The 22,125-nt window shown below is 74.0% G+C and carries 23 protein-coding genes and 2 riboswitches; of the genes, 10 read left to right on the forward strand and 13 right to left on the reverse strand.

The features are described from left to right. Window positions 1-4: 4 nt before the first annotated feature. Entirely contained in the window at window positions 5-862 is an 858-nt protein-coding gene (locus CK505_RS07880) for a trans-aconitate 2-methyltransferase (RefSeq protein WP_095650713.1), read from the reverse strand. Between the two features lie 47 nt (window positions 863-909). Between CK505_RS07880 and CK505_RS07885 the strand changes: the two genes are divergently transcribed. Then, on the forward strand, window positions 910-1,509 hold the full coding sequence (locus tag CK505_RS07885) for an XRE family transcriptional regulator (protein ID WP_095650714.1): 600 nt from the start codon (window positions 910-912) through the stop codon (window positions 1,507-1,509). A 106-nt stretch (window positions 1,510-1,615) separates the two neighbouring features. On the opposite strand, the gene CK505_RS07890 is transcribed toward CK505_RS07885, so the two are convergent. Beyond that, on the reverse strand, window positions 1,616-2,995 hold the full coding sequence (locus CK505_RS07890) for an MFS transporter (RefSeq protein WP_095650715.1): 1,380 nt from the start codon (window positions 2,993-2,995) through the stop codon (window positions 1,616-1,618). A 230-nt stretch (window positions 2,996-3,225) separates the two neighbouring features. Here CK505_RS07890 and ppgK point away from each other — a divergent pair, with 230 nt between their 5' ends. Next, complete coding sequence (gene ppgK / locus CK505_RS07895; RefSeq protein WP_017831904.1) at window positions 3,226-4,086, forward strand: polyphosphate--glucose phosphotransferase; 861 nt, start codon at window positions 3,226-3,228, stop codon at window positions 4,084-4,086. A gap of 15 nt (window positions 4,087-4,101) precedes the next feature. On the opposite strand, the gene CK505_RS07900 is transcribed toward ppgK, so the two are convergent. Continuing rightward, complete coding sequence (locus CK505_RS07900) at window positions 4,102-4,293, reverse strand: hypothetical protein (protein ID WP_035930325.1); 192 nt, start codon at window positions 4,291-4,293, stop codon at window positions 4,102-4,104. A gap of 350 nt (window positions 4,294-4,643) precedes the next feature. On the opposite strand from CK505_RS07900, the gene CK505_RS07905 reads away from it, so the two are divergent. Further along, window positions 4,644-4,991 carry a hypothetical protein gene (locus tag CK505_RS07905; protein WP_017831906.1) on the forward strand — a complete coding sequence of 116 codons (348 nt, stop codon included), beginning with the start codon at window positions 4,644-4,646 and terminating at the stop codon, window positions 4,989-4,991. A gap of 64 nt (window positions 4,992-5,055) precedes the next feature. Here CK505_RS07905 and CK505_RS07910 read toward each other — a convergent pair whose 3' ends face one another. The 7 genes from CK505_RS07910 to thiE all read right to left on the reverse strand — a co-directional run bounded on the left by CK505_RS07910 (window position 5,056) and on the right by thiE (window position 11,079). Continuing rightward, window positions 5,056-5,259: a DUF2945 domain-containing protein gene (locus CK505_RS07910; protein ID WP_095650716.1), complete on the reverse strand. Its 204-nt coding sequence runs from the start codon at window positions 5,257-5,259 to the stop codon at window positions 5,056-5,058. A gap of 110 nt (window positions 5,260-5,369) precedes the next feature. Further along, window positions 5,370-7,061: an MDR family MFS transporter gene (locus CK505_RS07915; protein ID WP_095650717.1), complete on the reverse strand. Its 1,692-nt coding sequence runs from the start codon at window positions 7,059-7,061 to the stop codon at window positions 5,370-5,372. Further along, entirely contained in the window at window positions 7,058-7,684 is a 627-nt protein-coding gene (locus tag CK505_RS18670) for a TetR family transcriptional regulator (RefSeq protein ID WP_255250915.1), read from the reverse strand. The genes CK505_RS07915 and CK505_RS18670 overlap by 4 nt, the downstream gene beginning before the upstream one ends. Window positions 7,685-7,789: 105 nt before the next feature. After that, complete coding sequence (locus CK505_RS07925) at window positions 7,790-8,119, reverse strand: DUF3140 domain-containing protein (protein ID WP_095650718.1); 330 nt, start codon at window positions 8,117-8,119, stop codon at window positions 7,790-7,792. A 174-nt stretch (window positions 8,120-8,293) separates the two neighbouring features. Next, window positions 8,294-9,202 carry a VOC family protein gene (locus CK505_RS07930; RefSeq protein ID WP_095650719.1) on the reverse strand — a complete coding sequence of 303 codons (909 nt, stop codon included), beginning with the start codon at window positions 9,200-9,202 and terminating at the stop codon, window positions 8,294-8,296. A 99-nt stretch (window positions 9,203-9,301) separates the two neighbouring features. After that, window positions 9,302-10,351 (reverse strand): hypothetical protein, encoded by a 1,050-nt coding sequence (locus CK505_RS07935; RefSeq protein ID WP_095650720.1) that lies wholly within the window; start codon window positions 10,349-10,351, stop codon window positions 9,302-9,304. A gap of 98 nt (window positions 10,352-10,449) precedes the next feature. Beyond that, a complete protein-coding gene (gene thiE / locus CK505_RS07940) occupies window positions 10,450-11,079 on the reverse strand; it encodes a thiamine phosphate synthase (protein ID WP_241975700.1) in 630 nt (209 codons plus the stop codon). A 105-nt stretch (window positions 11,080-11,184) separates the two neighbouring features. Then, window positions 11,185-11,288, forward strand: a riboswitch (TPP riboswitch). Between thiE and CK505_RS07945 the strand changes: the two genes are divergently transcribed. The 7 genes from CK505_RS07945 (at window position 11,284) to CK505_RS07975 (ending at window position 19,431) form a co-directional block, all read left to right on the forward strand. Then, window positions 11,284-12,648 (forward strand): FAD-dependent oxidoreductase, encoded by a 1,365-nt coding sequence (locus tag CK505_RS07945; protein ID WP_095650721.1) that lies wholly within the window; start codon window positions 11,284-11,286, stop codon window positions 12,646-12,648. (Overlaps the previous riboswitch by 5 nt.) After that, the gene (gene thiS, locus CK505_RS07950) at window positions 12,645-12,884 is read left to right on the forward strand and encodes a sulfur carrier protein ThiS (RefSeq protein WP_095650722.1); all 240 of its coding nucleotides are present in this window, start codon (window positions 12,645-12,647) and stop codon (window positions 12,882-12,884) included. Before CK505_RS07945 ends, thiS begins: the two co-directional genes overlap by 4 nt. 1 nt (window position 12,885) lies before the next feature. Beyond that, a complete protein-coding gene (locus CK505_RS07955) occupies window positions 12,886-13,746 on the forward strand; it encodes a thiazole synthase (protein WP_095650723.1) in 861 nt (286 codons plus the stop codon). Continuing rightward, the gene (moeB, locus tag CK505_RS07960) at window positions 13,743-14,918 is read left to right on the forward strand and encodes a molybdopterin-synthase adenylyltransferase MoeB (protein ID WP_176475309.1); all 1,176 of its coding nucleotides are present in this window, start codon (window positions 13,743-13,745) and stop codon (window positions 14,916-14,918) included. The genes CK505_RS07955 and moeB overlap by 4 nt, the downstream gene beginning before the upstream one ends. A gap of 170 nt (window positions 14,919-15,088) precedes the next feature. Continuing rightward, window positions 15,089-15,183: riboswitch (SAM riboswitch) on the forward strand. A gap of 112 nt (window positions 15,184-15,295) precedes the next feature. Further along, entirely contained in the window at window positions 15,296-16,645 is a 1,350-nt protein-coding gene (locus tag CK505_RS07965; protein WP_095650725.1) for an acyl-CoA dehydrogenase, read from the forward strand. Between the two features lie 3 nt (window positions 16,646-16,648). Then, on the forward strand, window positions 16,649-18,064 hold the full coding sequence (locus tag CK505_RS07970; protein WP_095650726.1) for an MFS transporter: 1,416 nt from the start codon (window positions 16,649-16,651) through the stop codon (window positions 18,062-18,064). Further along, on the forward strand, window positions 18,061-19,431 hold the full coding sequence (locus CK505_RS07975) for an LLM class flavin-dependent oxidoreductase (protein WP_095650727.1): 1,371 nt from the start codon (window positions 18,061-18,063) through the stop codon (window positions 19,429-19,431). Before CK505_RS07970 ends, CK505_RS07975 begins: the two co-directional genes overlap by 4 nt. 381 nt (window positions 19,432-19,812) lie before the next feature. Here the strand turns inward: CK505_RS07975 and CK505_RS07980 are convergent, their stop codons facing one another. The 3 genes from CK505_RS07980 to CK505_RS07990 all read right to left on the reverse strand — a co-directional run. After that, entirely contained in the window at window positions 19,813-21,027 is a 1,215-nt protein-coding gene (locus CK505_RS07980; protein ID WP_095650728.1) for an FAD/NAD(P)-binding oxidoreductase, read from the reverse strand. A 580-nt stretch (window positions 21,028-21,607) separates the two neighbouring features. Beyond that, a complete protein-coding gene (locus tag CK505_RS07985; protein ID WP_095650729.1) occupies window positions 21,608-21,844 on the reverse strand; it encodes a cyclase in 237 nt (78 codons plus the stop codon). A gap of 74 nt (window positions 21,845-21,918) precedes the next feature. After that, window positions 21,919-22,125, reverse strand: a 207-nt coding sequence (locus tag CK505_RS07990; RefSeq protein ID WP_141246791.1) for an IS30 family transposase, incomplete at its 5' end; no start/stop codon positions are given.

Raw genomic sequence — 22,125 nt, forward strand, 5'->3', positions numbered from 1 at the left:
TGGTTCATGCCCGGTGCGCCGCCCAGACGATGCGTCCGGCGCGCAGCACCAGGTCCTCCCGGTGCAGGACCGCGCCGGGGGAGTCCTCGGTGAGCAGGTGCTCGAGGGCGAGCAGGTCGTCGGCGGCCAGCCGGCCGGCGAGGACCGGGAGGGCGCGGCGCAACGAGAGATCCGCCCAGCGCCCCGTGCCGGGCGGGGCCGGCCGCGCCTCGACGCCGAACCGGCGCCGCCCCGCCGGCCGGAAGCCGGCCTCCTCCAGGCGAGGTCCCCAGTCGGGCACGGCGTTCCAGTCCGCGCGGGCTAGGGCCTCGTGGCAGCGGCGCTCCAGGCCCGGGCGGCCGATCCCGATGTCCTCGGGCAGGAACCGCGGCAGCGCATCCATCTCCACGACCGCCAGGAGTCCGCCGGGGCGCATCCCGGCATGGAGCTCGCGCAGCAGCCGGTCCGGCGCTGCGAGCTCGTGCAGCGAGGAGGCCGCCCAGGCGAGGTCGACCGCCCCGACCTCGGGCCAGGCGGTGTCCAGATCGGCCTGCAGCGTGCGGATCCGGTCGGACGGGCCCGGTGCGCCGGCCGCGGCGCGGAGCCGCTCGAGCCTCGGTGCCGCCCGGTCGATCGCGACGATCTGCGCCGACGGGAAGCGGCGGGCCAGGAGCCGGCTGCCGGGCCCGGTGCCTGCGCCGATGTCCGCGACCGTGCCCGGTGTGCCGTAGACGTGCTGGGCGACCCAGTCGAGCACGTCCTCCAGCAGCGGGCCCAGGATCTCGGCGTCCAGCTCGAGCAGCTCGGCCAGTCCGTCGTCGTCGTGCTGCTCGGGGTGGGTGTGGTGCCCCGCCGTCGGGTGCGGGGAGTCGTGCGGTGTCATGCCTCCACGGTAGGCGGGGAATGCCTTCAAGGCATACACTCTTGCCCATGACGCAAGAACTCGACCTGGACGCTGTGATTCGGCGCCGCATTCGCGGTCTCCGGCTGGCGCGCGGCTGGTCCCTGGACGCGCTCGCGGCCCGGTGCCACCTCAGCCCGTCCACGCTGAGCCGGCTCGAGACCGGGCACCGCAGAATCGCTCTCGACCAGCTGGTGCCCATCGCCCGGGCGCTCGACACCTCGCTCGACCAGCTCGTCGAGTCCCCCGAGGACGAGGACGTGGTGATCCGCCCGCAGCCCAGCAGCACGCCGGGGCTGACCACGTGGCTGCTGTCCTCCGAGCGGGCCCTGCACGGGATGACCGTGGCCAAGATGCGCATCCTGCCGGGTCCGCGCCCCGCACCGGACCGGCTGGCGGTGCACCCGGGCCGGGACTGGTTCACCGTGCTCTCCGGGACCGCCCGTCTGCACCTGGGCGAGCGGGTCATCGTGGTCGAGGCCGGTCAGGCGGCGCAGTTCTCCACGATGGTCCCGCACGCCATCGTGGCGCAGGGCGGACCGGTGGAGATCCTCACCGTGCTCGACCACGACGGCGAGCGCGCCCACCTGCACGCGGACGGCCGGGCCGGTCCCGACCCGGCCGGGTGAGGTGCGGACGGGGCCGTGTGCGGTGCGGACGGGGCCGTGTGCGGTGCGGACGGGGCCGTGTGCGGTGCGGACGGGGCCGGGGCGCCCGGACGGCGGGCCGCTCGGGTCAGGGGCCCGGCGCCGCCGGTGCCGTCGCGGCGCGCCCCGGCCGCCTGCGCCGCGCGACCGGTCCGGCCGGGCCCGGGAACTGCGGGATCAGCGCCACGGACCCGGCCGCGACCAGGGCCACGGCGGCGAAGACGATGAAGTTCCACTGGAACGGCAGGGCCATCGAGCCGATCCAGCCCCCGATGAGCGGGCCGGAGATCGCGCCGATGCGGGCGAAGGACAGGGCCCAGCCGGTGGCGGTGGCACGGGAGTGGGCGGGGTAGTACTCGGCGACCCAGCCGGTGAGCACCAGCGAGGTGGAGATCGAGCCGATGCCGGCCAGGGCCACGAACACGTAGTTGACCACGATGCTGTTGGGGAACATGAGCAGCAGGATCCCCGCCCCGCCCAGCAGGTAGAAGACCACCAGGATCAGCTTCTTGCCGTAGGCGTCCGCGGCGCGGCCCAGGGCGATACCGCCGATGGCCGAGGCGAGGCTGAAGACCACCAGGAACGTCAGGGCCGGGCCGAGCTCGTAGCCGGCCGAGCGCATGATCGAGGGCAGCCACGTGTTGAGGCCGTAGACCAGGACCATGCCGCAGAACAGGGAGACCCAGAAGAACACCGTGGCCGTCAGGTAGCCGCCGGAGAACATCGCCGCCAGGGACTGCTTCCAGCCCACGGACCGCGCCTTCGCCTCCTCGGAGCGCACCGGCGTCCAGTCGCCCTCGACGAACGGTGTCACGTGCAGCCGCGCGGCCAGGCGGGCGGCCTCCTCGCGGCGGCCCTTGCCCATGAGGTACTCGAGGGACTCGGGCAGCAGCCTGGCCACCAGCGGCAGCAGGACCACGGGCAGGAACCCGACGCCGACCACCCAGCGCCAGCCCAGTGTGGGCAGCAGGACGATCGCCACGAGCGCGGCGGCCAGGATGCCGAGGGAGTAGCCGGAGTACATCACGCCGTAGTTGAAGGACCGGCGCCGCGGTGCCGAGTACTCGATGGTCAGGGCCGCGGCCACCGGGATGATCCCGCCCATGCCCAGGCCGCCGAGCAGCCGGAAGAGCCCGAAGACCTCCGGGGTGGGGGCCAGCGCGGCGCCCAGCTGCATGGTGGTGAAGATGGCCATCGAGACCAGCAGCATCCTCCTCCGGCCGATCCGGTCCGAGAGCGTGCCGATGACCATGGCCCCGATGAGCATGCCGACGAGGGCGTAGGAGCCGAGGCCGCCGAGCTCCAGCGGGGTGAGGTCCCACTCCCGGTGCTCCGCGAGGGCGGGCAGCACGGCGCCGAGCACGCCGACGTCGTACCCCTCGGCCAGGATCGCGAGCCAGCAGGCGAGCAGCACCCGGTTGGTGGTCCTCGGCGGGACGGGCCACGCGGCGGTGGTGGGAGTGGTCATGCGGGGAAGCCCTTCGAGAGGCGGCGGGACGCCGGGGCGCCGGGCGGGGCGCGGGCGCTCGCCGGGGTGACCGGGACCCCTCGATTCTAGGGAACGCCCGGGGCGGGACGGTGGCGCCGGACGGGTGGCGGGGCCGGTGCGAATAATTGCCGTCCCCGCCCGGTTGTACAGTCGAACAGGCGCCGCCCGCTCGAGGGCGCGCCGTCCCCGCCTCGATCCAGGACCGTGAGATGACCTGTGCCCTGCCGTCCGTCCGGACGCCCCCGACCGTCCCGCCCGTCTCCGCCGGGGGCGACGACGACGCCCGCTGCCTCGGGGTGGACATCGGCGGAACGACCATCAAGTACGCGGTGGTGGACCCGGTCCGCGGCACCACCGTGGGCCCGGTGCGCCGGGTGCCCACGCCCGCGCCGGCCACCCCGGCCGCGGTGGTGGCCGTCCTGCGCGGGGTCCTGGAGAAGCTGGAGCGCGCGCCCGGGCCGGGCGGGCCCCTGGCCGGGGTCGGCGTGGGCGTCCCGGCGATCATCGACCACGGCATCGCCCGCTCCGCCGCCCACCTCGACGACTCCTGGATCGGCACGGACGCCCGGGAGCTGCTCGCCGCCGGACTGGGGCGCGAGGTCGCGGTGCTCAACGACGCCGACGCCGCCGGGCTGGCCGAGGTGCGCTTCGGCGCCGCCCGGGGCGCGAGCGGGACGGTGCTGGTGATCACGCTGGGCACCGGGATCGGCTCGGCGCTGTTCCTGGACGGGGAGCTGATCCCCAACAGCGAGTTCGGCCACGTGTGGCTGGACGGCCGGGACGTGGACGGCTGGGCCGGCGCCTCCGCCCGGATGGAGGAGGCCCTGGACTGGCCGACCTACACGGACCGGCTCCAGCGCTACCTGTCCCACCTCGAGCGCCTGATCTCCCCGGATCTCATCGTCCTCGGCGGAGGCATCAGCGAACGGCACCAGGAGTTCCTGCCGCACCTGCGGCTGCGCGCCCGCGTGGCCCCCGCGCAGCTGCGCAACGCCGCCGGCATCGTCGGCGCCGGCCGCCAGGCCCACCTCGGCGCCCTGCGGGCGTCCGGTCTCGTCGGCAGCCGCTGAGCCGGATCGGGGGCATCAGCCCCTGGTGTGCTCCGGCATCGGAGGCGCCGCCTCGGGCCGCAGGGTGGTCTCCCGGACGGTTTTCCGGGCGTCCAGCGGGCCGGTGCCCGCGGCGGTGGACCGCCGGTCCGGCAGCGCGCCGGGCCGCCCCCGGTCCTGCTGCTCCAGCCGGCAGAGCGCGGCGTTGTTCATGTTGATCGTGATCACGGCATCGACCCCTCGTAGCTCATGTCAGTGAATGTAGGCGCGCGGCAGGGCCGCGGCGCAGACCTCGGGGCGTTCCGTGCGTCACACTCGGCTGTGTCGCCTGTCCGCCCAAGTCAGAAAGGGGTCACGTGCTCGGGAACTGTGACTCTGTGACGCCCGGCGACGGCTGGGACGCCGGCGTCTGCAAGTTCGTGCACCGCGGCCGGCGGGCCGTGGACCGATGCGAAGGACTCTTCCCCTGTGTGACGTGGCTCTCTATCATGGGAAGGGACAGCGTGGTCGAGCACACCCGCCCGGCACCGGGACCTTCTGCAGCTCCCGATGCGCTCGCACGACTGGAGATCCCCGCCATGAGCCTTTCCGAACTGACCCCTGTTCCCGACGACACGGGACCCCTCGACGTCCTCCCCGGCATCGGCGTGGGTCCGGTGGTCGACCCGATCTCGTCCATCACCGTCTCCCACGTGGCGCGCTACCGGATGCGCACCGACCGCGCGGGGCTGAACCTGCGGGCGGGCGAGATGGTGCTGTGCGCGCCCTACGACCCGGTCGAGCTGGGCATGGTCGTCCTGGTGCGCTGCGAGGCTGACGGGTACAGCCCGGGCGCCCTGGTCCCGGCGTCCGACGTCGAGTACCTCGAACCGGCCGGCCCGTCCTTCGGCCCGTTCGTCTGGGGCACTCCCGGCGTCCGCGGCTGAACGCCGCGTCCCGCCCGACTGCCGCCGCGCCCGTCCTCGGGCCCGCGGCGGGGCCGGTCTCCGGCTAGGCCTCGGTGAGGGCGTCCGCCTTGTGGGTCGCGCGGGCCCCGGAGCTGTCGGACTCCACGATGTAGTGCGGATCGTCCGTGCTCGCGCGGTACGTGCGTCCGTCGAGCTCGAAGTCCTCGGTCTTCTTCTCGACGATCTTCCCCTCGGTCCTGCCCTGCGGGGTGTTCCACGTGACCCTGGTGCCCTTGTTCAGGCTCATCCGCTGCTCCTCTGCTCGTCGGTTCCGGAGCTCGTCCGGTCCGGTGCGCGTGCGCCCCGGGGCCGCCGGCCGTGCGCCGTCCTCAGCCTACGGAGCGCTCCGCGTCCCGGCTAGCGCGCCGCGGCGGCCGGCTCGAGAGCGGCCGGGTCCTCGCGCGGATCGCGGGCGTCCCGCGCGTCGTCGTCGGCGTCCCGGTCCTCGTCGTCGACGCGCGGCGCGGCGGGCTCGTCGGCGGTGACCACGAAGCGGCCCTCGGCGAGGGCCTCCGGCTCGACGTCCTGCTCGATCGTGGTGGCCAGCGGCTCCTCGGCGACGAAGCACAGCACGGCGGCCGCCAGCAGGCCCAGGGGCATGATCCACAGGTAGATGGGCGTCAGGGCGTCGTTGTAGGAGGTCACGATCGGGTCCTGCAGCGCCTGCGGCAGGGACGCGACCACGGCGGGGGTGAGCGAGTTGGCCCCGCCGGCGCCGCCCTCGAGCGCGGCCGCCGGGACGCGCTCGGCCATCAGCTCGGCCAGCCGGCTCGCGAAGACGCTGCCGACCACTCCCGAGCCGAGGGTGGCGCCGATCTGGCGGAAGAAGTTGTTCGCCGCGGTGGCCGTGCCGACCTGGCGCAGGGGGAAGGTGTTCTGCACGATCAGCACGAGCACCTGCATGGACAGGCCCAGACCCAGGCCGAGGACCGCGATGTAGAGGCACACGTGCCACACCCCCTGCTCGGAGGTCAGGGTGGCGAGCAGCCCCATGGCGGCGGCCACGATCACGCTGCCGGTCACCGGCAGCCACTTGTAGCGCCCGGTCCGGCTCACGGCCTGACCGGCGAGCACCGAGGTGACGAGCATCGTGCCCATCATCGGCACCATCAGCAGCCCGGACCGGGTGGCGTCGACGCCGAAGACCATCTGCAGGTAGGTGGGCAGGTAGCCGAGGGCCCCGAACATCGCCACGCCGGTGAGCAGCCCGGCGAGGGTGGTGAGGACAAAGTTGCGCTCGCGGAACAGGTGCATCGGGATGATGGGCTCGGCGGTGCGCCGTTCCACGGCCACGAACGCCGCGGCGGTCACGAGCGTCCCGGCGATCAGGCCGAGGATCACGGGGTCGGTCCAGGCGTACTTGCCGCCGCCCCAGGTGGCGAACAGGACCAGGCAGGTCGTGGCCACGGCCAGCAGCACCATGCCGCCGATGTCCAGGCGCGGCCGGCCGCTGTGCCGGGGCAGCTTGAGGAACAGGACGGCCCCGGCCAACGCGAGCAGCCCGAGCGGGATGTTGATCCAGAAGACCCAGCGCCAGCCGGGCCCCTCGGTGAAGAAGCCACCGAGCAGCGGCCCGGCCACCGAGGACACCGCGAACACCCCGCCCATGACGCCCATGTACCTGCCGCGCTCCCGGGCCGGGACCACGTCGGCGATCGCGGCCTGGGAGAGGATGATCAGCCCGCCGCCGCCGAGACCCTGGATCGCGCGAGCCGCGATGAGGACCTCGATGGTGCCGGCGAGCGCGCCGACCACGGAGCCGGCCATGAACACCAGGATCGCGCCCAGGAGCAGGGGCTTGCGGCCCATCAGGTCCCCGAGCTTGCCGTACACGGGCATCATGATCGTCGAGGCCAGGATGTAGGCCGTGATCACCCACAGCATCTCGTCGACCCCGTTGAGCTCGCCCACGATCGTGGGCAGCGCCGTGCTGAGGACGGTCTGGTTCAGCGCGGCCAGCAGCATGGAGAGCATCAGGCCGACGAAGAGCAGCGCGAGGTGCCGGGAGCCGGAGCCCGGTGCGGCGCGGTGGGCGGGGGCGCGGGTCATGCGAGCTTCTCCTGGAGACGGTGGAGGAGGGTGAGCGCCGACTCGTGGTCCTCGGTCGGCAGGCCGTGCGCCGGGGAGTAGCCCTCGGCGGTGATGGCGAAGCGCAGCGGGACGCCGCCGAGCAGGACCAGCATCCGGGCGACCTCGTCCACGCGGTGCTCACCGATCCCGGCCGACCACGCGGGGTCCCGGGCCAGCAGCTCCGCGAGGGTGTGGCGCACCAGGGCCTCGGCCTCGAGCATCAGCTCGTGCCGGCGGCGGCCCAGGCTCGGGTGGTCCAGCAGCAGCCTCCGGCGCCGCTCGGCGTCCCGTCCCGCGTAGGCGCTGCGGGAGACGGCCAGCAGCAGGCGCGAGACCTGGCCCAGCAGGTCGTGCTCGAGGGAGAAGCCGTCCAGCAGCTCGGGGTCCAGCGAGGGGGCCCGCATGCCCAGGACGGCGTCCTCCTTGGCGGGGAAGTAGTTGAAGAAGGTCCGCGGGGAGACGCCGGCCGCCGCGGCCACGGCCTCCACCGTGGTGCCCTCCACCCCGTGCTGCACCGCGAGGGCGGCGGCCGCCTCGTGGATCGCGGACCAGGTCTCTGCCTTCTTGCGGGCGCGCAGGGTGGGAGGGGAGTCGTCATTCACGCCCATATTTTTGCACTTCTGCAAGTTTTGCACAACTGCAATATTTTCCGGGATGCCCGCCGGGGCGGCCGGGCCCGCCCGGCGGTGCCGGGCGGGCCCTCTGGCTCAGTCCTTCAGGGGGTCGTGGCCCCAGTTCATCAGGGAGTAGCGCCACCGGGTCTCGCGCACGTCCCCGTCGGGGCGCTGGGCCAGGTGGCGGTGGACGTAGCCGACCACCTTGCGCATGTGCTCGTGGTCGGCCTCGGTGCGCTCGCCCTTCGGCTTCTGCAGGATCTCCACGATCCGGCGCCCGGAGCGGTGGCCCACCGACTCCCCGCCGTCGTCCTGGCCCACCGAGGTGGACTCGTCGGTGTCCAGCCACGTCGACAGCTGCTTTGCGGTCATGTTGACGGCCTCGTCGAAGTCCTTGCCGGTGGTGTCGTCCTTCTCGCCCATGCCCTGCTCCTCGCTCTCGGACCGGGCGGCCGCCGTGTCGCCGCACGCCCTCGGTGCCCGGGCGCCCCGGGCACGAGGCCCAACCTACCGGCGGGCCGGGGTGCCGGTGAGCACCCGCCGGTGTCGAGCACGGCGCCGCCGGCGGGCGGGCGCGGACGCCGCGCCGGGCCGGGACTACGCCGCGACGCCCACCTGGATCAGGGTGTTCCAGGGGTCCTCGAAGCGCAGCACGGCGCCGTCGTGCCGGGTGGGGATCCGGTGGTCCGCGAGCCGGGACGCCAGGGCCGCGACGTCGTCGGCGTCCGGCAGGTCGATGTTGACCTGGCCCAGCCCCAGCGACGCCGCACGCGGGCCGGCCCCGGCGCTCTGCCAGGTGTTGAGCGCGATGTGGTGGTGGTAGCCGCCGGCGGCGATGAACAGGGCGGAGCCGATGTCGCTCATCACCTCGAAGCCCAGCACGTCCACGTAGAACTGCCGGCCCAGCGGGATGTCACCCACCTGCAGGTGTACGTGTCCCAGGGTGGCCGGCGGCGCCGGGGGCCGCCCGCCCTGCTCGGCCAGGTGCTCCTGCAGGAAGCCGTTCGGGTCCAGTGGGTTGGAGGCCAGCGTCAGCAGGCCGGTGGGCTCCCGCCGCCACGTCTCGCGGGGACGGTCCGTGTAGAGCTCCACCCCGTTGCCCTCGGGGTCGTCGAAGTAGAAGGCCTGGCTGTAGAGGTGGTCGGCGCTGCCGGTGAAGGAGCGGGGCGCCACGGTCGCCACGGACGCGAGCGCTGCGGCCAGGGCCGGCTCGTCGTCGAAGACCACTGCGGTGTGGAACAAACCGGCCTGCCCGCGGCGGGCCGGCGGGAGCTCCTTGACCTGGCGCAGCCGCACGACCGTCCGGCCGTCCCGGCCCAGGACCGCGGTGTCCCCGGCGTGGGCGAGCACGTCGAGGGTGACGGCGTCCGAGTAGTAGGCGACCATCGTGTCCAGGTCGGAGACCAGCAGCTCCACCGCGCCCATCCGGGTGTCCGCGGACAGCAGGTCCTCGGCGGGGCGCTTCGTCAGGCTCTGGGGAGCGGGGTTCTGGGGAAAGATCGGCATCGCGGGGTTCTCCGTCGGCAGGGGCGGCGCACTGGTTGATATGTCCCCAAGAATAGCCCCAGAAGCTTTCCTGTGCAAGTAAATGATGGTGCGGTGGGCTCAGAGGATGAAGATCAGAGCGGCGATCACCGCCAGGATGCCCAGGAAGACGAACCCCCACGCCTTGAGGTTGTCGGAGTCGTCCTCCACGGGTTCGGCCGGGCGCGGCGGCCACCCGCCGGGGCCGGGCCCGAACACCGGCCCGGAGGCGCCATGGGTGCTGGCGCCCGGTGCTCCGGGCCGCTGGTCCCCGGGGCCGTACCCGGGGGTGCCGTATCCCGGACCGCCCGGGCCGGGTGCCCCGGGTCCGGGGTACTGGCCCGGAAGCGGCCCTGGCGGCGGCGGGGCCGGGCTCGCGGGGCTCACCCCCCACTGGGGGTTCTCGGGCGAGCCCGCCGGAGGGGCGCCGGGCGGGGGCGTGGCCGGGCGGATGCCACCGTCGGCGGCCGGGCCGGCTGCGGAGGAGGACCCCGCGGTCGGACCCGGCGCCGGTGGAGCCGCCGGCGGCAGGGTCTCGCCCGAGAGCACGGGCCCGTCCTCGCGGTGGCCCCGCTCCGCCTCGTTCAGCAGGGTCACGAACTGCTCGAGCGGCTCGGACCCGTCGTGCTCCCGCGCCAGGAAGCGCTCGGCGCGGCGGCGCACCACCTTGTAGACGCGCCCGTCGTCGGGGATGCCCAGGTCCCGGGCGGCCCGCGCCACGGCCAGCGGGGGCTGCTCCGGCAGGGGGTTGGTGCCCCACTCCAGGAGCCCGGTCAGCAGCGGGCGCTCGAGCACGGCGGCCAGGGCCGCCCGGGCGCCCGGCACCCGGGTCAGCTCCAGCAGCCCGCTCGGCGGCGCGGACGGGCACCCCGGCACGTCGCTGGGCAGCCGGGCGGCGCGCTCCAGCCAGAAGGTGTCGCCGAAGAGGGTGGCGAGCAGCACGGCGGCGGCGAGCCGGTCGTCGCTCGGGGCGGCGTCCTCCGGGAGGCCCTGCTCCCAGTGCGTTCCGAGGGCGCGGCGGGCGGGCTCACCGGCCAGCCGGACGCGCAGCTGCGCGTCCTCCGGACCGCGGGCGGTCTCCGCGGGGCGCTCCACCGCGTGCCGCACCTGGGGGTCGAGCTCGGGGTCCATGGGCCACCTCTCCGTCGTCGTCCTGCGTCCATGCTCTCAGAACGTGCTGGACGGCGGCGGGGAGCCGACGGTGAGGCGGGCGGGGGACCGCCCCGGGCTCAGGCGGGGAGCAGACCGCGCAGCTGCCCGGCGGCGGTGCGGGGATCGGAGGCCTCGGTGACGGCGCGGACGACGACGACGCCGCGCGCCCCGGCCTCCAGCACCTGCGGGAGCCGCGGCTCGTCGATGCCGCCGATGGCGAACCACGGCACGGGCAGGACCTCCGGGTCCGCGTCCAGCCGGGCCTCCGTCAGCTCGGCGACCGCGCGGACGAACTCCAGCCCGGTGGCCGGGCGCCCCGGCTTGGTGGGCGTGGCCCAGACGGGCCCGGTGCAGAAGTAGTCGACGTCCGGGTCCTCGAGCGCCGCCGTGGCCTGTCCGAGGTCGTGGGTGGAGCGCCCGATCAGCACGTCGGGGCCCAGGAGCCGCCGGGCCTGGACAGGGCTGAGGTCGTGCTGGCCCACATGGAAGACGTCGGCGCCCACGAGCGCGGCGATGTCGGCGCGATCGTTGACCGCGAACAGGGCGTCGTACTCGGCGGCGACCCGGCCCAGCAGCTCCAGCGCGGCGATCTCCTCGTCCGCGTCGATGCTCTTGTCCCGCAGCTGGATGACGTCCGCGCCACCGGCACAGACCGCGTGCAGGAAGTCCTCGAGGTCGCCCCGGTCCCGGCGGGCGTCCGTGCACACGTACAGCCGGGCGGCGAGGAGGCGGGCCGTCCGGGTCTCTCGCAGGGAGGACTCGGCGGGGGCGGAGGCGTCACGGGTAGGGTGGGTCACACGCTGATGATAGGTCAGCGGTTCTGCGGGAGCCCCACCGGGGGCTGAGAGGGCGTCCAGCGCCGACCGCCACACCTGATGCGGGTCATGCCGCCGGAGGAAAGGACGTTCCCTGTGACTGCCGCGCACCCTGCCCCCACGACCGCGCCCCACCCGCTGGTCGACCGGCCCGAGCACGTCCGCGCCGACGTCGCCGTCGTCGGCGCCGGGGTGATCGGCCTGGCCACCGCCTGTGAGCTGCGCCGCCGCGGCCGCTCGGTGGTCGTGGTGGACCCCGAGCCGGGCTCCGGCGCCAGCCGCGCCGCGGCCGGGATGCTCGCCCCGGTGAGCGAGGTCCAGTACCAGCAGGAGCCCCTGTACCCCCTCATGACCGCCTCGGCCGCCGAGTACCCGGGGTTCGTGGCCGCCGTCGAGCAGGCCGCCGGCGGGACGGTGGGCCACCGGGCCACCGAGACCCTCGTCTGCGGCGTGGACGCCGCGGACCGGCAGGCCCTGGCGGATCTCCGCGCGCTGCAGGGGCGCCACGGCATGACGGTGGAGCCGCTGACCCTGCGCGCCGCCCGCACCCTCGAGCCGGCCCTGAGCCCGCGGCTGTCCGCGGCGTTCCGGATCCCCGACGACCACCAGGTGGACCCGCGCCGCCTCGTGGCCGGGCTGCTCGCGGCCCTCGTCGCCCCGGAACTGCCCGACCTCCCGGAGCTCCCGGAGCCCGCCGGGCTCCCGGCCGCGCGCGACGGCGGACCGACCCGCCTCGTCCACGACCTCGCCACGGGGCTGCGCCGCAACGCCGAGGGCGCGGCGACCGGCGTCCGCCTGGCCGGCGGCGGGATGGTCTCCGCGACCTGGACGGTCCTCGCCCCCGGCGCCGGGCTCGGCGAGCTCGAAGGGCTGCCGGAGGACTGGCACCCGCCGCTGCGGCCGGTGCACGGGGACATCCTGCGCGCCCGGGTCCCCGCCGGGGCGCCGGAGCTGCTCGGGCGCACCGTCCGCGGCCTGGTGCACGGGGTGCCCGTCTACCTGGTGCCCCGCGCCGACGGGACCGTGGTGATCGGGGCGACCTCCCGCGAGGACGACCTGACCGGTCCCAGCGCCGGCGGCGTGTTCCGGCTGCTGCGCGACGCCCAGGCGCTCGTGCCCGGCGTCGCCGACCTCGAGCTGGTCGAGGTGCTGGCCCGCGCCCGGCCCGGCACCCCGGACGACATCCCGTACCTCGGCCGGGTTCGCGACCCGGACGGATCGCCGGTGCCGGGGCTCGTGGTCTCCACCGGCTACTTCCGCCACGGCGTCCTGCTCGCCCCGCTGGCTGCCCGGCTCGCCGCGCAGCTGGTGGACGGCGGGACCGGAGCCGATCCGGCGGCCGACGCCGAGCACCTCGCCACCACCGACCCGCACCGCTTCGACCGCCCCGTCGAGGCCCGTCCAGGGGATCCCGCGCCGGCCGCCGCCGGGCCCGGGCCCCGGAGCAGGAGCACCCGATGACCGCCATCACCCTCAACGGCCGCCCGCACCGCGTGGCGGCGGAGGCGACCGTCGTCGACCTCGTCGCCGAGACCGTCGACCGCCCCCTGGGCCCCGACGGCGCCCCGCTGGACGGCGGGCGCCTCGGCGTGGCCGTGGCCGTGGACGCCGCGGTCGTGCCCCGCAGCCGCTGGCGGCGGACCCCCGTGGCGGAGGGCCAGTCCATCGAGATCATCACCGCCGTCCAGGGAGGCTGACGTGACCGCCCCGCACCCCGACCCCCTCGTGCTCGACGGCATCGAGCTGAGCTCCCGGCTGATCATGGGCACCGGCGGCCTGAGCTCGCTGCACACTCTGGAGCAGGCGCTGCTGGCCTCCGGCACCGAGCTGACCACCGTGGCCCTGCGCCGCTACGCCCCCGGCCAGGGCGACTCCCTCTTCGCGCTGCTCGAGCGCAACGACATCCGGATCCTGCCCAACACCGCCGGGTGCTACACCGCCCGGGACGCGCTGCTGACCGCCGAGCTCGGCCGGGAGGCCCTCGAGACGAACTGGGTCAAGCTCGAGGTCATCGCGGACGAGGACACGCTGCTGCCCGACGTCGTGGAGCTCCTCGACGCCACCGAGCAGCTCGTGGCCCGCGGCTTCAAGGTCTTCGCCTACACCTCCGACGACCCGGCCGTCGCACGCCGCCTCGAGGACCTGGGCGCGGCCGCGGTGATGCCCCTGGGCGCCCCCATCGGCACCGGGCTGGGCATCCTCAACCCGCACAACATCGAGCTCATCGCCTCCCGGGCGTCCGTGCCCGTGGTGCTCGACGCCGGGATCGGCACCGCCTCCGAGGCCGCCCTGGCCATGGAGCTGGGCTGCGACGCCGTGCTGCTGGCCAGCGCCGTCACCCGCGCCCAGGACCCGGTGGCGATGGCCACCGCGATGCGCCACGCCGTGCTCGCCGGCCGGCTCGCCGCCGGTGCCGGGCGCATCCCGGCCCGCCGCCACGCCCAGGCGTCCTCGTCGATGGCCGGGCGGATCGACACGGACGCCGCCGGTGCCGGGCCGGCTGACGGCCCGGCGGACGTGCCGCGCGGGGACTGGGCGCCCGTGGGGGAGCGGCCGTGAGCCCGCTGCCCCCGCTCGTGGAGCCCGGCCCCGAACTGACCCGCGAGGAGCTCGAGCGCTACGCCCGGCACCTGACCCTGCCCGGGATCGGGACCCTCGGCCAGCGGCGGCTGCGGAACGCCCGCGTGCTCGTCGTCGGCGCCGGGGGGCTCGGGTCCCCGGCCCTGCAGTACCTCGCCGCGGCGGGGGTCGGGACCCTCGGGATCGTCGACGACGACGTGGTGGCGGTCTCCAACCTGCAGCGCCAGGTGGTGCACACGACCGCCGACGTCGGCCGCCCCAAGTCCGTCTCCGCCGCCGAGGCCGTCACCGCGCTCAACCCGCTGGTGGAGGTCCGCATCCACCCCGTCCGGCTGGACGCGGACAACGCCGTGGACATCATCGGCCGGTACGACCTGGTCCTGGACGGCGCCGACAACTTCGCGACCCGCTACGTGGTCAGCGACGCCGCCGCCCTGACCGGCACGCCTTGCGTGTGGGGCTCCATCCTGCGCTTCGAGGGGCAGGTCAGCGTCTTCTGGGCCGGGCACGGGCCCACCTACCGGGACCTCTACCCCGAGGCCCCGCCGGACGGCGAGGTGCCCAGCTGCGCCGAGGGCGGGGTCTTCGGCATGCTCCCCGCCACCGTCGGCGCGGTCATGGTCACCGAGGCCGTCAAGCTCGTCACCGGCACCGGGGAGCCCCTGCTCGGCCGGGTGCTGCTGCACGACGCGCTGGCGATGACCTGGCGCGAGATGCGGCTCACCCCGGATCCCGACGCCGCCCCGGTCACCGCGGTGGCCCGGCCCGCCGCGGTCTGCGCGCTGCCCGGCGCGGACGCTTCCGAGACCGTCGGGGCGGCCGAGCTGGCCCGGCTGCTCGAGCGCCGGGAGCGCGGGGAGGCGTCCTTCGCCCTGGTGGACGTGCGCGAGGACTGGGAGCGGGAGCTCGTGGCCATCGACGGCGCCGTGCCCGTGCCCCTGCAGGAGATCCTGGACCGCGGCGCGGACGCCCTGCCCCCGGAGGCCCGCGGCGCTGACCTCGTGCTGCACTGCAAGGCCGGGGCCCGCTCCGCGACCGCGCTCGCCGCGCTACGGTCCTTCTACGCCGGGCGGGAGGAGCGGGTCCGCCACCTCGAGGGCGGGGTGCTCGCCTGGGTGGCGCAGGTGGAGCCGGACCAGCCGGTCTACTGAGACGGGCTCCTGCGCGGAACTCCTGTGCCGGACTCCTCATCCGCTCTCCTGATCCAGGCCGATACACCACTGCGGAGGACGTGACGGTCTGTGACGCCGTCGTGACATTCCATGACGTGCGCGCGTCATCCGGTTGGTCCCGGACCGGGCTGTCTGGTCCCATGGCAAGCGCCCCATTCAGAGCGGTTGAGAGATCTGGCTCGACGACGCCGCAGCAACCCGCCCTCCTCCGGGGTCAGGGTGCTCATGCCAGAACCGATGGAGATCCCGGATCTGCAGTCGGTCCGTGACGTCAGCCTCCGGCGCTGCCGCCACCGGACCCGCCCCGGCGCGACCGGCCGACCGGCAATCCTCGGTGCGACCGAGAGGACCACCGCATGACCCCGAGCACGGTCGAGGAGACCACCGCCCATCCCCGCGCCGGCACGGACCTCGCCGCCGGCCTGCCCGGGGACTACGCCGGGCTGCGGGAGCACTTCCGGCCGCTGTTCGCGGAGATCGCCGCCGGCGCCCTGGACCGGGACCTCCGGCGCGCGCTGCCCTACGCGGAGGTCGGCCGGCTGGACCGGGCCGGGTTCGGTGCCCTGCGCGTCCCGGCGGCCCACGGCGGCCCCGGGGTCAGCCTCGAGGACTTCACCCGGCTGCTGGTCGACCTGGCCGAGGCCGACTCCAACATCGCCCACCTCTACCGCTCCCACCACGGCTTCGTGGAGTCCCTGCGCTTCCTGCCCCGGGAGCTCCAGGAGGTGTGGTACCCGCGGGTGCTGGCCGGGGCCACCGTGGGCAACGCCTCCACGGAGAAGGGCGGCAACGCGCTGGGCACCCTGAACACCGTGCTGAGCCGGACCCCCGAGGGCTGGGAGCTCACCGGCCGGAAGTTCTACGCCACCGGCTCCGTCTTCTGTGACTACACCCGCGTCTCGGCCGCCCTGGACGGCCGCGACGGGCGCCGCTTCGCCGTCGTCGCCACGGACGCCGAGGGCGTGGTGCTCGAGGACGACTGGGACGGCTTCGGACAGAAGCTCACCGGCACCGGCACCGCGGTCTTCGACCGGGTGCGCGTCCCGGACGACGCCGTGCTGGACCGCACCGCCGGCAGCGCGGAGGCCGTCCACGAGGCCGCCTTCTTCCAGCTCGTGCTGCTGGCCGTCCTGGCCGGCATCGCCCGGGCGGCCCGGAGGGACGCGGTGGAGACCATCGCCGGACGCCGGCGGACCTTCAACACCGGGCTCGGCCTGCCGTTCCGCGACGACCCGCTGATCCAGGAGGCCACCGGACGGATCTCCGCCAAGGCCTTCGCCGCCGAGGCCACCGTCCTGCACGCCGCCCGTGCCCTGGACGCCGGGATCGCCGCCGCCGCAGCGGCCGGCGCCGACCGGCCGGACTTCACCGGGACCCTCCCGGCGGCGCTGCACGAGTCCGAGATCGCCGTGGAGCACGCCCAGGTCACCGTGCCGGAGCTGGCGCTCGGCGCGGCCCAGGACCTGTTCCTCACCGTGGGCGCCTCCGCCACGTCCACGGCCAAGGGCCTGGACCGGCACTGGCGCAACGCCCAGACCGTGGCCACTCACAACCCGATCGCCTTCCGCGCCCGCGCCCTCGGCGACTACCTCATCAACGGCACCCTGCCCGAGGGCCTGAACGCCATCGGCGACGCAAGAACTGTCGCTAAGACCGACGCCACGACCGACGCCGCGACCGACGCCGACCGAACCCCAGGAGCCTGACGCATGAGCACCACGACCACGGCCGCCCCGGGACGCAGCAGCATCGTCCACGGCAAGAAGCGCGTCCTGGCCTCGGCCTTCGCCGGGACCACCATCGAGTGGTACGACTTCTACCTCTACGGCACCGCCGCCGCACTCGTCTTCAACGTCCAGTTCTTCCCCATGGCCACCGAGCTCGGCGGCATCGTGGCGTCCTTCGCCACGCTCGCGGTCGGGGTCATCGCCCGGCCCCTGGGCGGGATCATCGCCGGGCACCTGGGGGACCGGATCGGCCGCAAGGCCCTGCTGGTGGCCTCGCTGCTGCTCATGGGCGTGGCCTCCACCCTGATCGGCCTGCTGCCCACCTATGAGGTGATCGGCTGGTGGGCCGTCGTCGGCCTCGTGGTCCTGCGCATCCTCCAGGGCCTGTCCGCCGGTGCCGAGTGGGGCGGCTCCGCGCTGCTGAGCGTGGAGCACTCACCGGCCCGCCACCGCGGGTTCTTCGGGTCCTTCACCCAGATCGGCTCCTCCGCCGGCATGCTGCTGGCCACCGGCGCGTTCTTCATCGTGCAGAACGTCATGAGCGAGGAGCAGTTCGCCGCCTACGGCTGGCGCATCCCCTTCCTGCTCTCGGCCCTGCTCGTGGCGGTGGGCCTGTGGATCCGCCTCGGGGTGGCCGACGCCCCGGAGTTCCTGGAGCACCGGGCCTCGGGGAACGTGGCCAAGGCCCCCCTGCGGGAGCTGCTGGTCCACCACCGCCGCCCGGTGCTGGTGACGATCGGCCTGCGCCTGGCCCAGAACGCCGTCTACTACCTGGTGACGGTCTACATGCTGACCTACCTGCGGGACGTGCGCGGGGACAGCGCCGCGGGCGTGACCGCGGTGATGATCGCCTCGGCCATCGGCCTGTTCTCCACCCCGTTCTGGGCCTGGCTGTCCGACCGGGTGGGCCGGAAGGTCGTCTCGGTGACCGCCTACGCGGCGATCGGCGTCTTCGGCTGGGTGCTGTTCGCCTTCCTCGAGGCCGGCCCGCTCGCCCTGCTGCCGCTCGTGGTCATCCTCGGCATCAACCTCGTCCACGACGCGGTCTACGGACCGCAGGCGGCCTGGTTCGCCGAGCAGTTCCCCGTGCACGTGCGGTACTCGGGCGTGAGCTTTGGCTACCAGGTCGGCACCGTCCTGGGCGGCGGGCTCATGCCGCTGATCGCCGCCCTGCTCTTCGCCGCCGGCGGGGACACCCCGTGGCTGATCGCCGGTTACCTCTCCGTGCTGGCCGTGCTCTCCGTCGTCGCCGCCCTGGCCGCGAAGGATCCCGCCCGGGACCAGCGCGGCACCGAACTCACCGATCTGCACGCCGGCCGGACCGCGGCCGCCCCGGCCCTCGCGACCCCCGCCGCCGCGAGCGCCACCCGGACCACCCCCGAGAGGACCACCGTATGAGCCGCCCCCTGCTGCTGAACGCCTTCGACATGATGGTGCCCGTGCACCAGTCACCGGGACTGTGGCGCCACCCGGAGGCCGGGGTCGCCGGCTTCGACACGCTCGAGTACTGGACGTCGCTGGCCCGCACCCTCGAGGAGGGCGGCTTCACCGCGCTGTTCCTGGCGGACGTCCCCGGCGTCTACGACGTGTACGGGGGCGGGGCCGAGGCCACGGCCCGCGGGGGAGTGCAGTACCCGGTGCTCGACCCGCTCGTCGCGGTGCCGGCGATGGCCGCGGCCACCGAGCAGCTCGGCTTCGGGGTGACCGCCTCTGTCACCTACGAGGCCCCCTACCTGCTGGCCCGCACCTTCGCGACCCTCGACCACTTCACCCGCGGCCGGGTGGCGTGGAACGTGGTGACCTCCTACCAGGACTCCGCCGCCCGGAACCTGGGCATGGACCGGCAGATCCCGCACGACGAGCGCTACGACCGCGCCGACGAGTACATGGAGGTCATGTACAAGCTCCTCGAGGGCTCCTTCGAGCCCGGGGCGGTGAAGGCCGACGCCGGCGCCGGGGTCTTCGTGGACCCGGAGCTTGTGCACGCCATCGGCCACGAGGGCACCTGGTTCTCCGTGCCCGGCCAGGCGCTGGCCCACCCCGGACCCCAGGGCACCCCGTTCCTGTTCCAGGCCGGCGCCTCGAAGCGCGGACAGCAGTTCGCCGTGGACCACGCCGAGGCCATCTTCTTCATCGGCAACACCCCGCAGCTCGTGCGCCGGTGGACCGACGGCGTCCGGGCCGAACTGGCCGCGCAGGGACGGGCCGAGGACGCCGTGAAGACCTTCGCCATGGCCACCGTGGTGGTCGCCGAGACCGACGACGAGGCCCACGCCAGGCTCGACGGATACCGCCGGCACGTGGACATCGAGGGAGCGCTGTCCCTGTTCGGCGGCTGGACCGGCGTCGACCTGGCCGGGGCGGACCCCGACGCGCCGCTCGAGTACGTGGCCACCGACGCCAACCAGTCCGCGCTCGCGGCGTTCACCTCGCTGTCCCCGGACCGGACCTGGACGGTGCGGGACCTGGCCGAGTTCGTGGCCATCGGCGGCCGCGGGCCCGTCATCGCCGGGGCCCCCGGCACCGTGGCGGACGAGCTCGAGCGCTGGCGGGAGGAGGCCGGCGTGGACGGCTTCAACATCTCGGCGGCCGTGCGGCCGGCGGACCTGGAGCGGTTCACCACGATGGTGTCGCCGGAGCTGCGGCGCCGCGGCCTGCTGCCGGAGCCCGGGGCTCTGCCCGCCGGCAGGACGCTGCGCGAGGCGCTGGCGGGCGCCGGGCCGAGGCTGGCCGACGACCACCGCGGGGCCTCCTACCGCCGGTGACCGCAGGGCTCTTGGGGTTCGCCGCTCGACCGGCCCGGGACGGCTGTCCGCCGTCCCGGTTCCTCGGCACGGAGCGCTCCTGCCCGGGAGAGGGCAGGGGCGCTTCGCCGCGCCGAGGCGCAGAAGGCGACCCCCGACCGCCGGGGAACGGATCATGGGGGTCACTGCACCGGCGTGGGGGCCGGTGCTACCCGAAAAGTACCAGACGGTAATATCGCGGTGCACAATCCTGTGCAGATGCATGAATCTTGTTCCTCGGGGCGCCTCCCGACGTCCGACCCTCATTTCTCCCGGCTCATGCTGCGACGACTGGAGGCGCGGGCCATCAGGTGCCATCGGAGCGGGGAACGAGGCGCCACGGATGTGTGCACACATGGTCCACTAGAAGCCCCGGAGGATCACGTTCCAGTAGTGCCGGGGGAGGACCTCGAGGTCGAAGAACCAGGAGGCGCGTTTCGGGGCCAGCAGCGGCACGCCGGGGATGCTGGGCGCCAGTTCGTTGTCCCGGTCGAACTCGGCCAGCACGGCCCGGCCCCGCTGCACCGTCACGGGGGTCACGGTGTACCCGTCGTAGGAGGCCGTGGGATCCCGGCCGTCACGGGCGGCCAGGAGGTTCTCGGTGAGGATCTTCGTCTGGTGGCGCAGTGCCCCGCCGGACGAGGCGGTCCCCAGCGCGGCAGCGTCCCCGCAGGCCCACACGGTGGGCACACGGCGGTGGCGCAGGGTCTGCGCATCCACGTCCGCGTAGCCGGCCCAAGCGGCGCCCGGGCCCGGCGCGACGCCCAGTCCCGCGTCGGCGATCCAGGCCGGGGCCCGGTGGGCGGGGCTGTGGTGCAGCAGGTCGTAGGACAGATCCCGCGGCGTCCCGTCGACCGTGGCCCGCAGTCGGCGGGAGCCGGCCTCGATCGACTGCACGTGGGCGCTCGTCAGGACCGTGATGCCGTAGCGCCGGACCCAGGGCATCAGCACCCGGTCCACGTCCGGCTGGCCGAACACGGTGGCGGTGGGCGTCAGCAGGGTCACCTCGATGTCCTGCAGAACACCCTGGCGCTGCCAGTAGTCGCAGGCCAGGTAGAGGATCTTCTGCCCGATCTGCGGCGTGGGCGCCGGGCCGTCCGGGATCGTGAACAGCGCCCGGCCGCGGCGCAGCCCGCGGATCGGCTCCCAGGTCCTGGGGGCCAGCTCCACGGTGTAGTTGGTCGAGGCGTGCGGGCCGGCCATCGCCTCGGCACTGCCGGGGACACGGTCCCAGTCCGGGGTGGAGCCCGCGCAGATCACGACGTCCCGGTAGCCGATGTGCTCGCCGGAGGACAGCGTGGCCGTCCGTGCCGCCGGATCCAGTGCCTGGACACGGTCCTGGATCCATCGCACGCCGCGAGGCATGACGCGGTGCTGGGCGCGGGACATCTGGGGCACGGTCTTCAGTCCGGCGCCCACGTAGGAGAGCAGCGGCCGGTAGTGGTGCGTGGACTTCGGCTCTGCGATCACGATGTCCGTGATGCCCTTGCGGCGCAGTCGTGCGGCCAGGGAGATCCCGGCATTGCCGCCGCCGATCACGAGGACGTCAGCGGCGTGATCCGAGGGTGCAGTGGTCATCGTGACTCCGTGGGACGAGGATGGCTCCACGGCCCCGATCGGGGCCGCCCGACCATTCGACCACGAGCCGCGGCGCCCACGCCCGGGCGGTGGGCATCCGAGGATTGAGAGGTTCCCTGGATGTCGATGTCGAGGAACTTGCCGGTCAGGGCGGCTGATCGCCGGAGCGAGGTCGGTGCCTGTTCCGCCAAGCGTCCGGATGAAGCGGCGTCCTTCTGCCGAATATGAATGGCGGCGCACCCTGTCCGGTGGGGAGGCATTCTGCGCATAGATTCTCGGACCATCGCTCACTGACAAAGTTGGGCAGCACTCGGGCCGTCTCATCGTCACTGAGCTGCTCCGGACGGTGCCCCGCGGGTTCGTCATTCCGGTTGGGGTGGCCGAAGAACTCACCGCACCGCCACGCAGCGGTCTCAGCGTGCCCCTTCAACTGAAAGCACCCTCCCTGAAGGCTGTGCGGTCCCTCGCCGTGCACGGCCACCGGCCACCGGAGACGCCCGGCTTCACCGAGCAGCGTGGCCGGCTTCCCAGGGCTGGCGACTGTTGAACCTGTACTGCGGTTGAGCTCGCCTCGGGAGTCCTATTCGTAGTACTCGAAGTGCGGCTCACCCTGGACGCCTGCGCGTTGCATCGCCTCCTGCAGTTCCGGCAGTGCCGTGAAGGCGCGGGCCTCGTCGACTGAATCGAAGTAGTGGAGCACGAGCACGTTGTCCGGATCATCGACCATGCGGTGCACTGACTCGCCGGTGATGTTGCTGAATGCCGGTACGTCCGAGACGGAGTCGTAGACCTTTCGCCAGGCGTCGTAGTCGGCCACGTGTCGATGCCGTCTGAATACTGACCCTCGGGCGCCGGGCGGATTCAACAGCTCGTCGCAACACCGACGTTGTTTCAGCATGACATCTTGGCCGCGAACACGGTGGCCGGCGTCGCCCATCCGAGGACCTTTCGCGGACGGGTGTTGAGCAGCTGCTCCACCCTGGCCAGGTCCTCCGCGGTGTGAACGCTCAGGTCCGTGCTTTTCGGGAAGTACTGGCGCAGCAACCCGTTCATGTTTTCGTTGGACCCCCGCATCCACGGACTGGCCGGGGCGGCGAA

It is taken from the genome of Kocuria sp. WN036, assembly GCF_002287015.1.
Classification (GTDB): Bacteria; Actinomycetota; Actinomycetes; order Actinomycetales; family Micrococcaceae; genus Kocuria; species Kocuria rosea.

Coding starts and splice junctions, on each gene's coding strand:
- CK505_RS07880 (WP_095650713.1), bottom strand. CDS start 862: ATGACACCGCACGACTCCCCGCACCCGACGGCGGGGCACCACACCCAC.
- CK505_RS07885 (WP_095650714.1), top strand. CDS start 910: ATGACGCAAGAACTCGACCTGGACGCTGTGATTCGGCGCCGCATTCGC.
- CK505_RS07890 (WP_095650715.1), bottom strand. CDS start 2,995: ATGACCACTCCCACCACCGCCGCGTGGCCCGTCCCGCCGAGGACCACC.
- ppgK (WP_017831904.1), top strand. CDS start 3,226: ATGACCTGTGCCCTGCCGTCCGTCCGGACGCCCCCGACCGTCCCGCCC.
- CK505_RS07905 (WP_017831906.1), top strand. CDS start 4,644: ATGAGCCTTTCCGAACTGACCCCTGTTCCCGACGACACGGGACCCCTC.
- CK505_RS07910 (WP_095650716.1), bottom strand. CDS start 5,259: ATGAGCCTGAACAAGGGCACCAGGGTCACGTGGAACACCCCGCAGGGC.
- CK505_RS07915 (WP_095650717.1), bottom strand. CDS start 7,061: ATGACCCGCGCCCCCGCCCACCGCGCCGCACCGGGCTCCGGCTCCCGG.
- CK505_RS07925 (WP_095650718.1), bottom strand. CDS start 8,119: ATGGGCGAGAAGGACGACACCACCGGCAAGGACTTCGACGAGGCCGTC.
- CK505_RS07930 (WP_095650719.1), bottom strand. CDS start 9,202: ATGCCGATCTTTCCCCAGAACCCCGCTCCCCAGAGCCTGACGAAGCGC.
- CK505_RS07935 (WP_095650720.1), bottom strand. CDS start 10,351: ATGGACCCCGAGCTCGACCCCCAGGTGCGGCACGCGGTGGAGCGCCCC.
- thiS (WP_095650722.1), top strand. CDS start 12,645: ATGACCGCCATCACCCTCAACGGCCGCCCGCACCGCGTGGCGGCGGAG.
- CK505_RS07965 (WP_095650725.1), top strand. CDS start 15,296: ATGACCCCGAGCACGGTCGAGGAGACCACCGCCCATCCCCGCGCCGGC.
- CK505_RS07970 (WP_095650726.1), top strand. CDS start 16,649: ATGAGCACCACGACCACGGCCGCCCCGGGACGCAGCAGCATCGTCCAC.
- CK505_RS07975 (WP_095650727.1), top strand. CDS start 18,061: ATGAGCCGCCCCCTGCTGCTGAACGCCTTCGACATGATGGTGCCCGTG.
- CK505_RS07980 (WP_095650728.1), bottom strand. CDS start 21,027: ATGACCACTGCACCCTCGGATCACGCCGCTGACGTCCTCGTGATCGGC.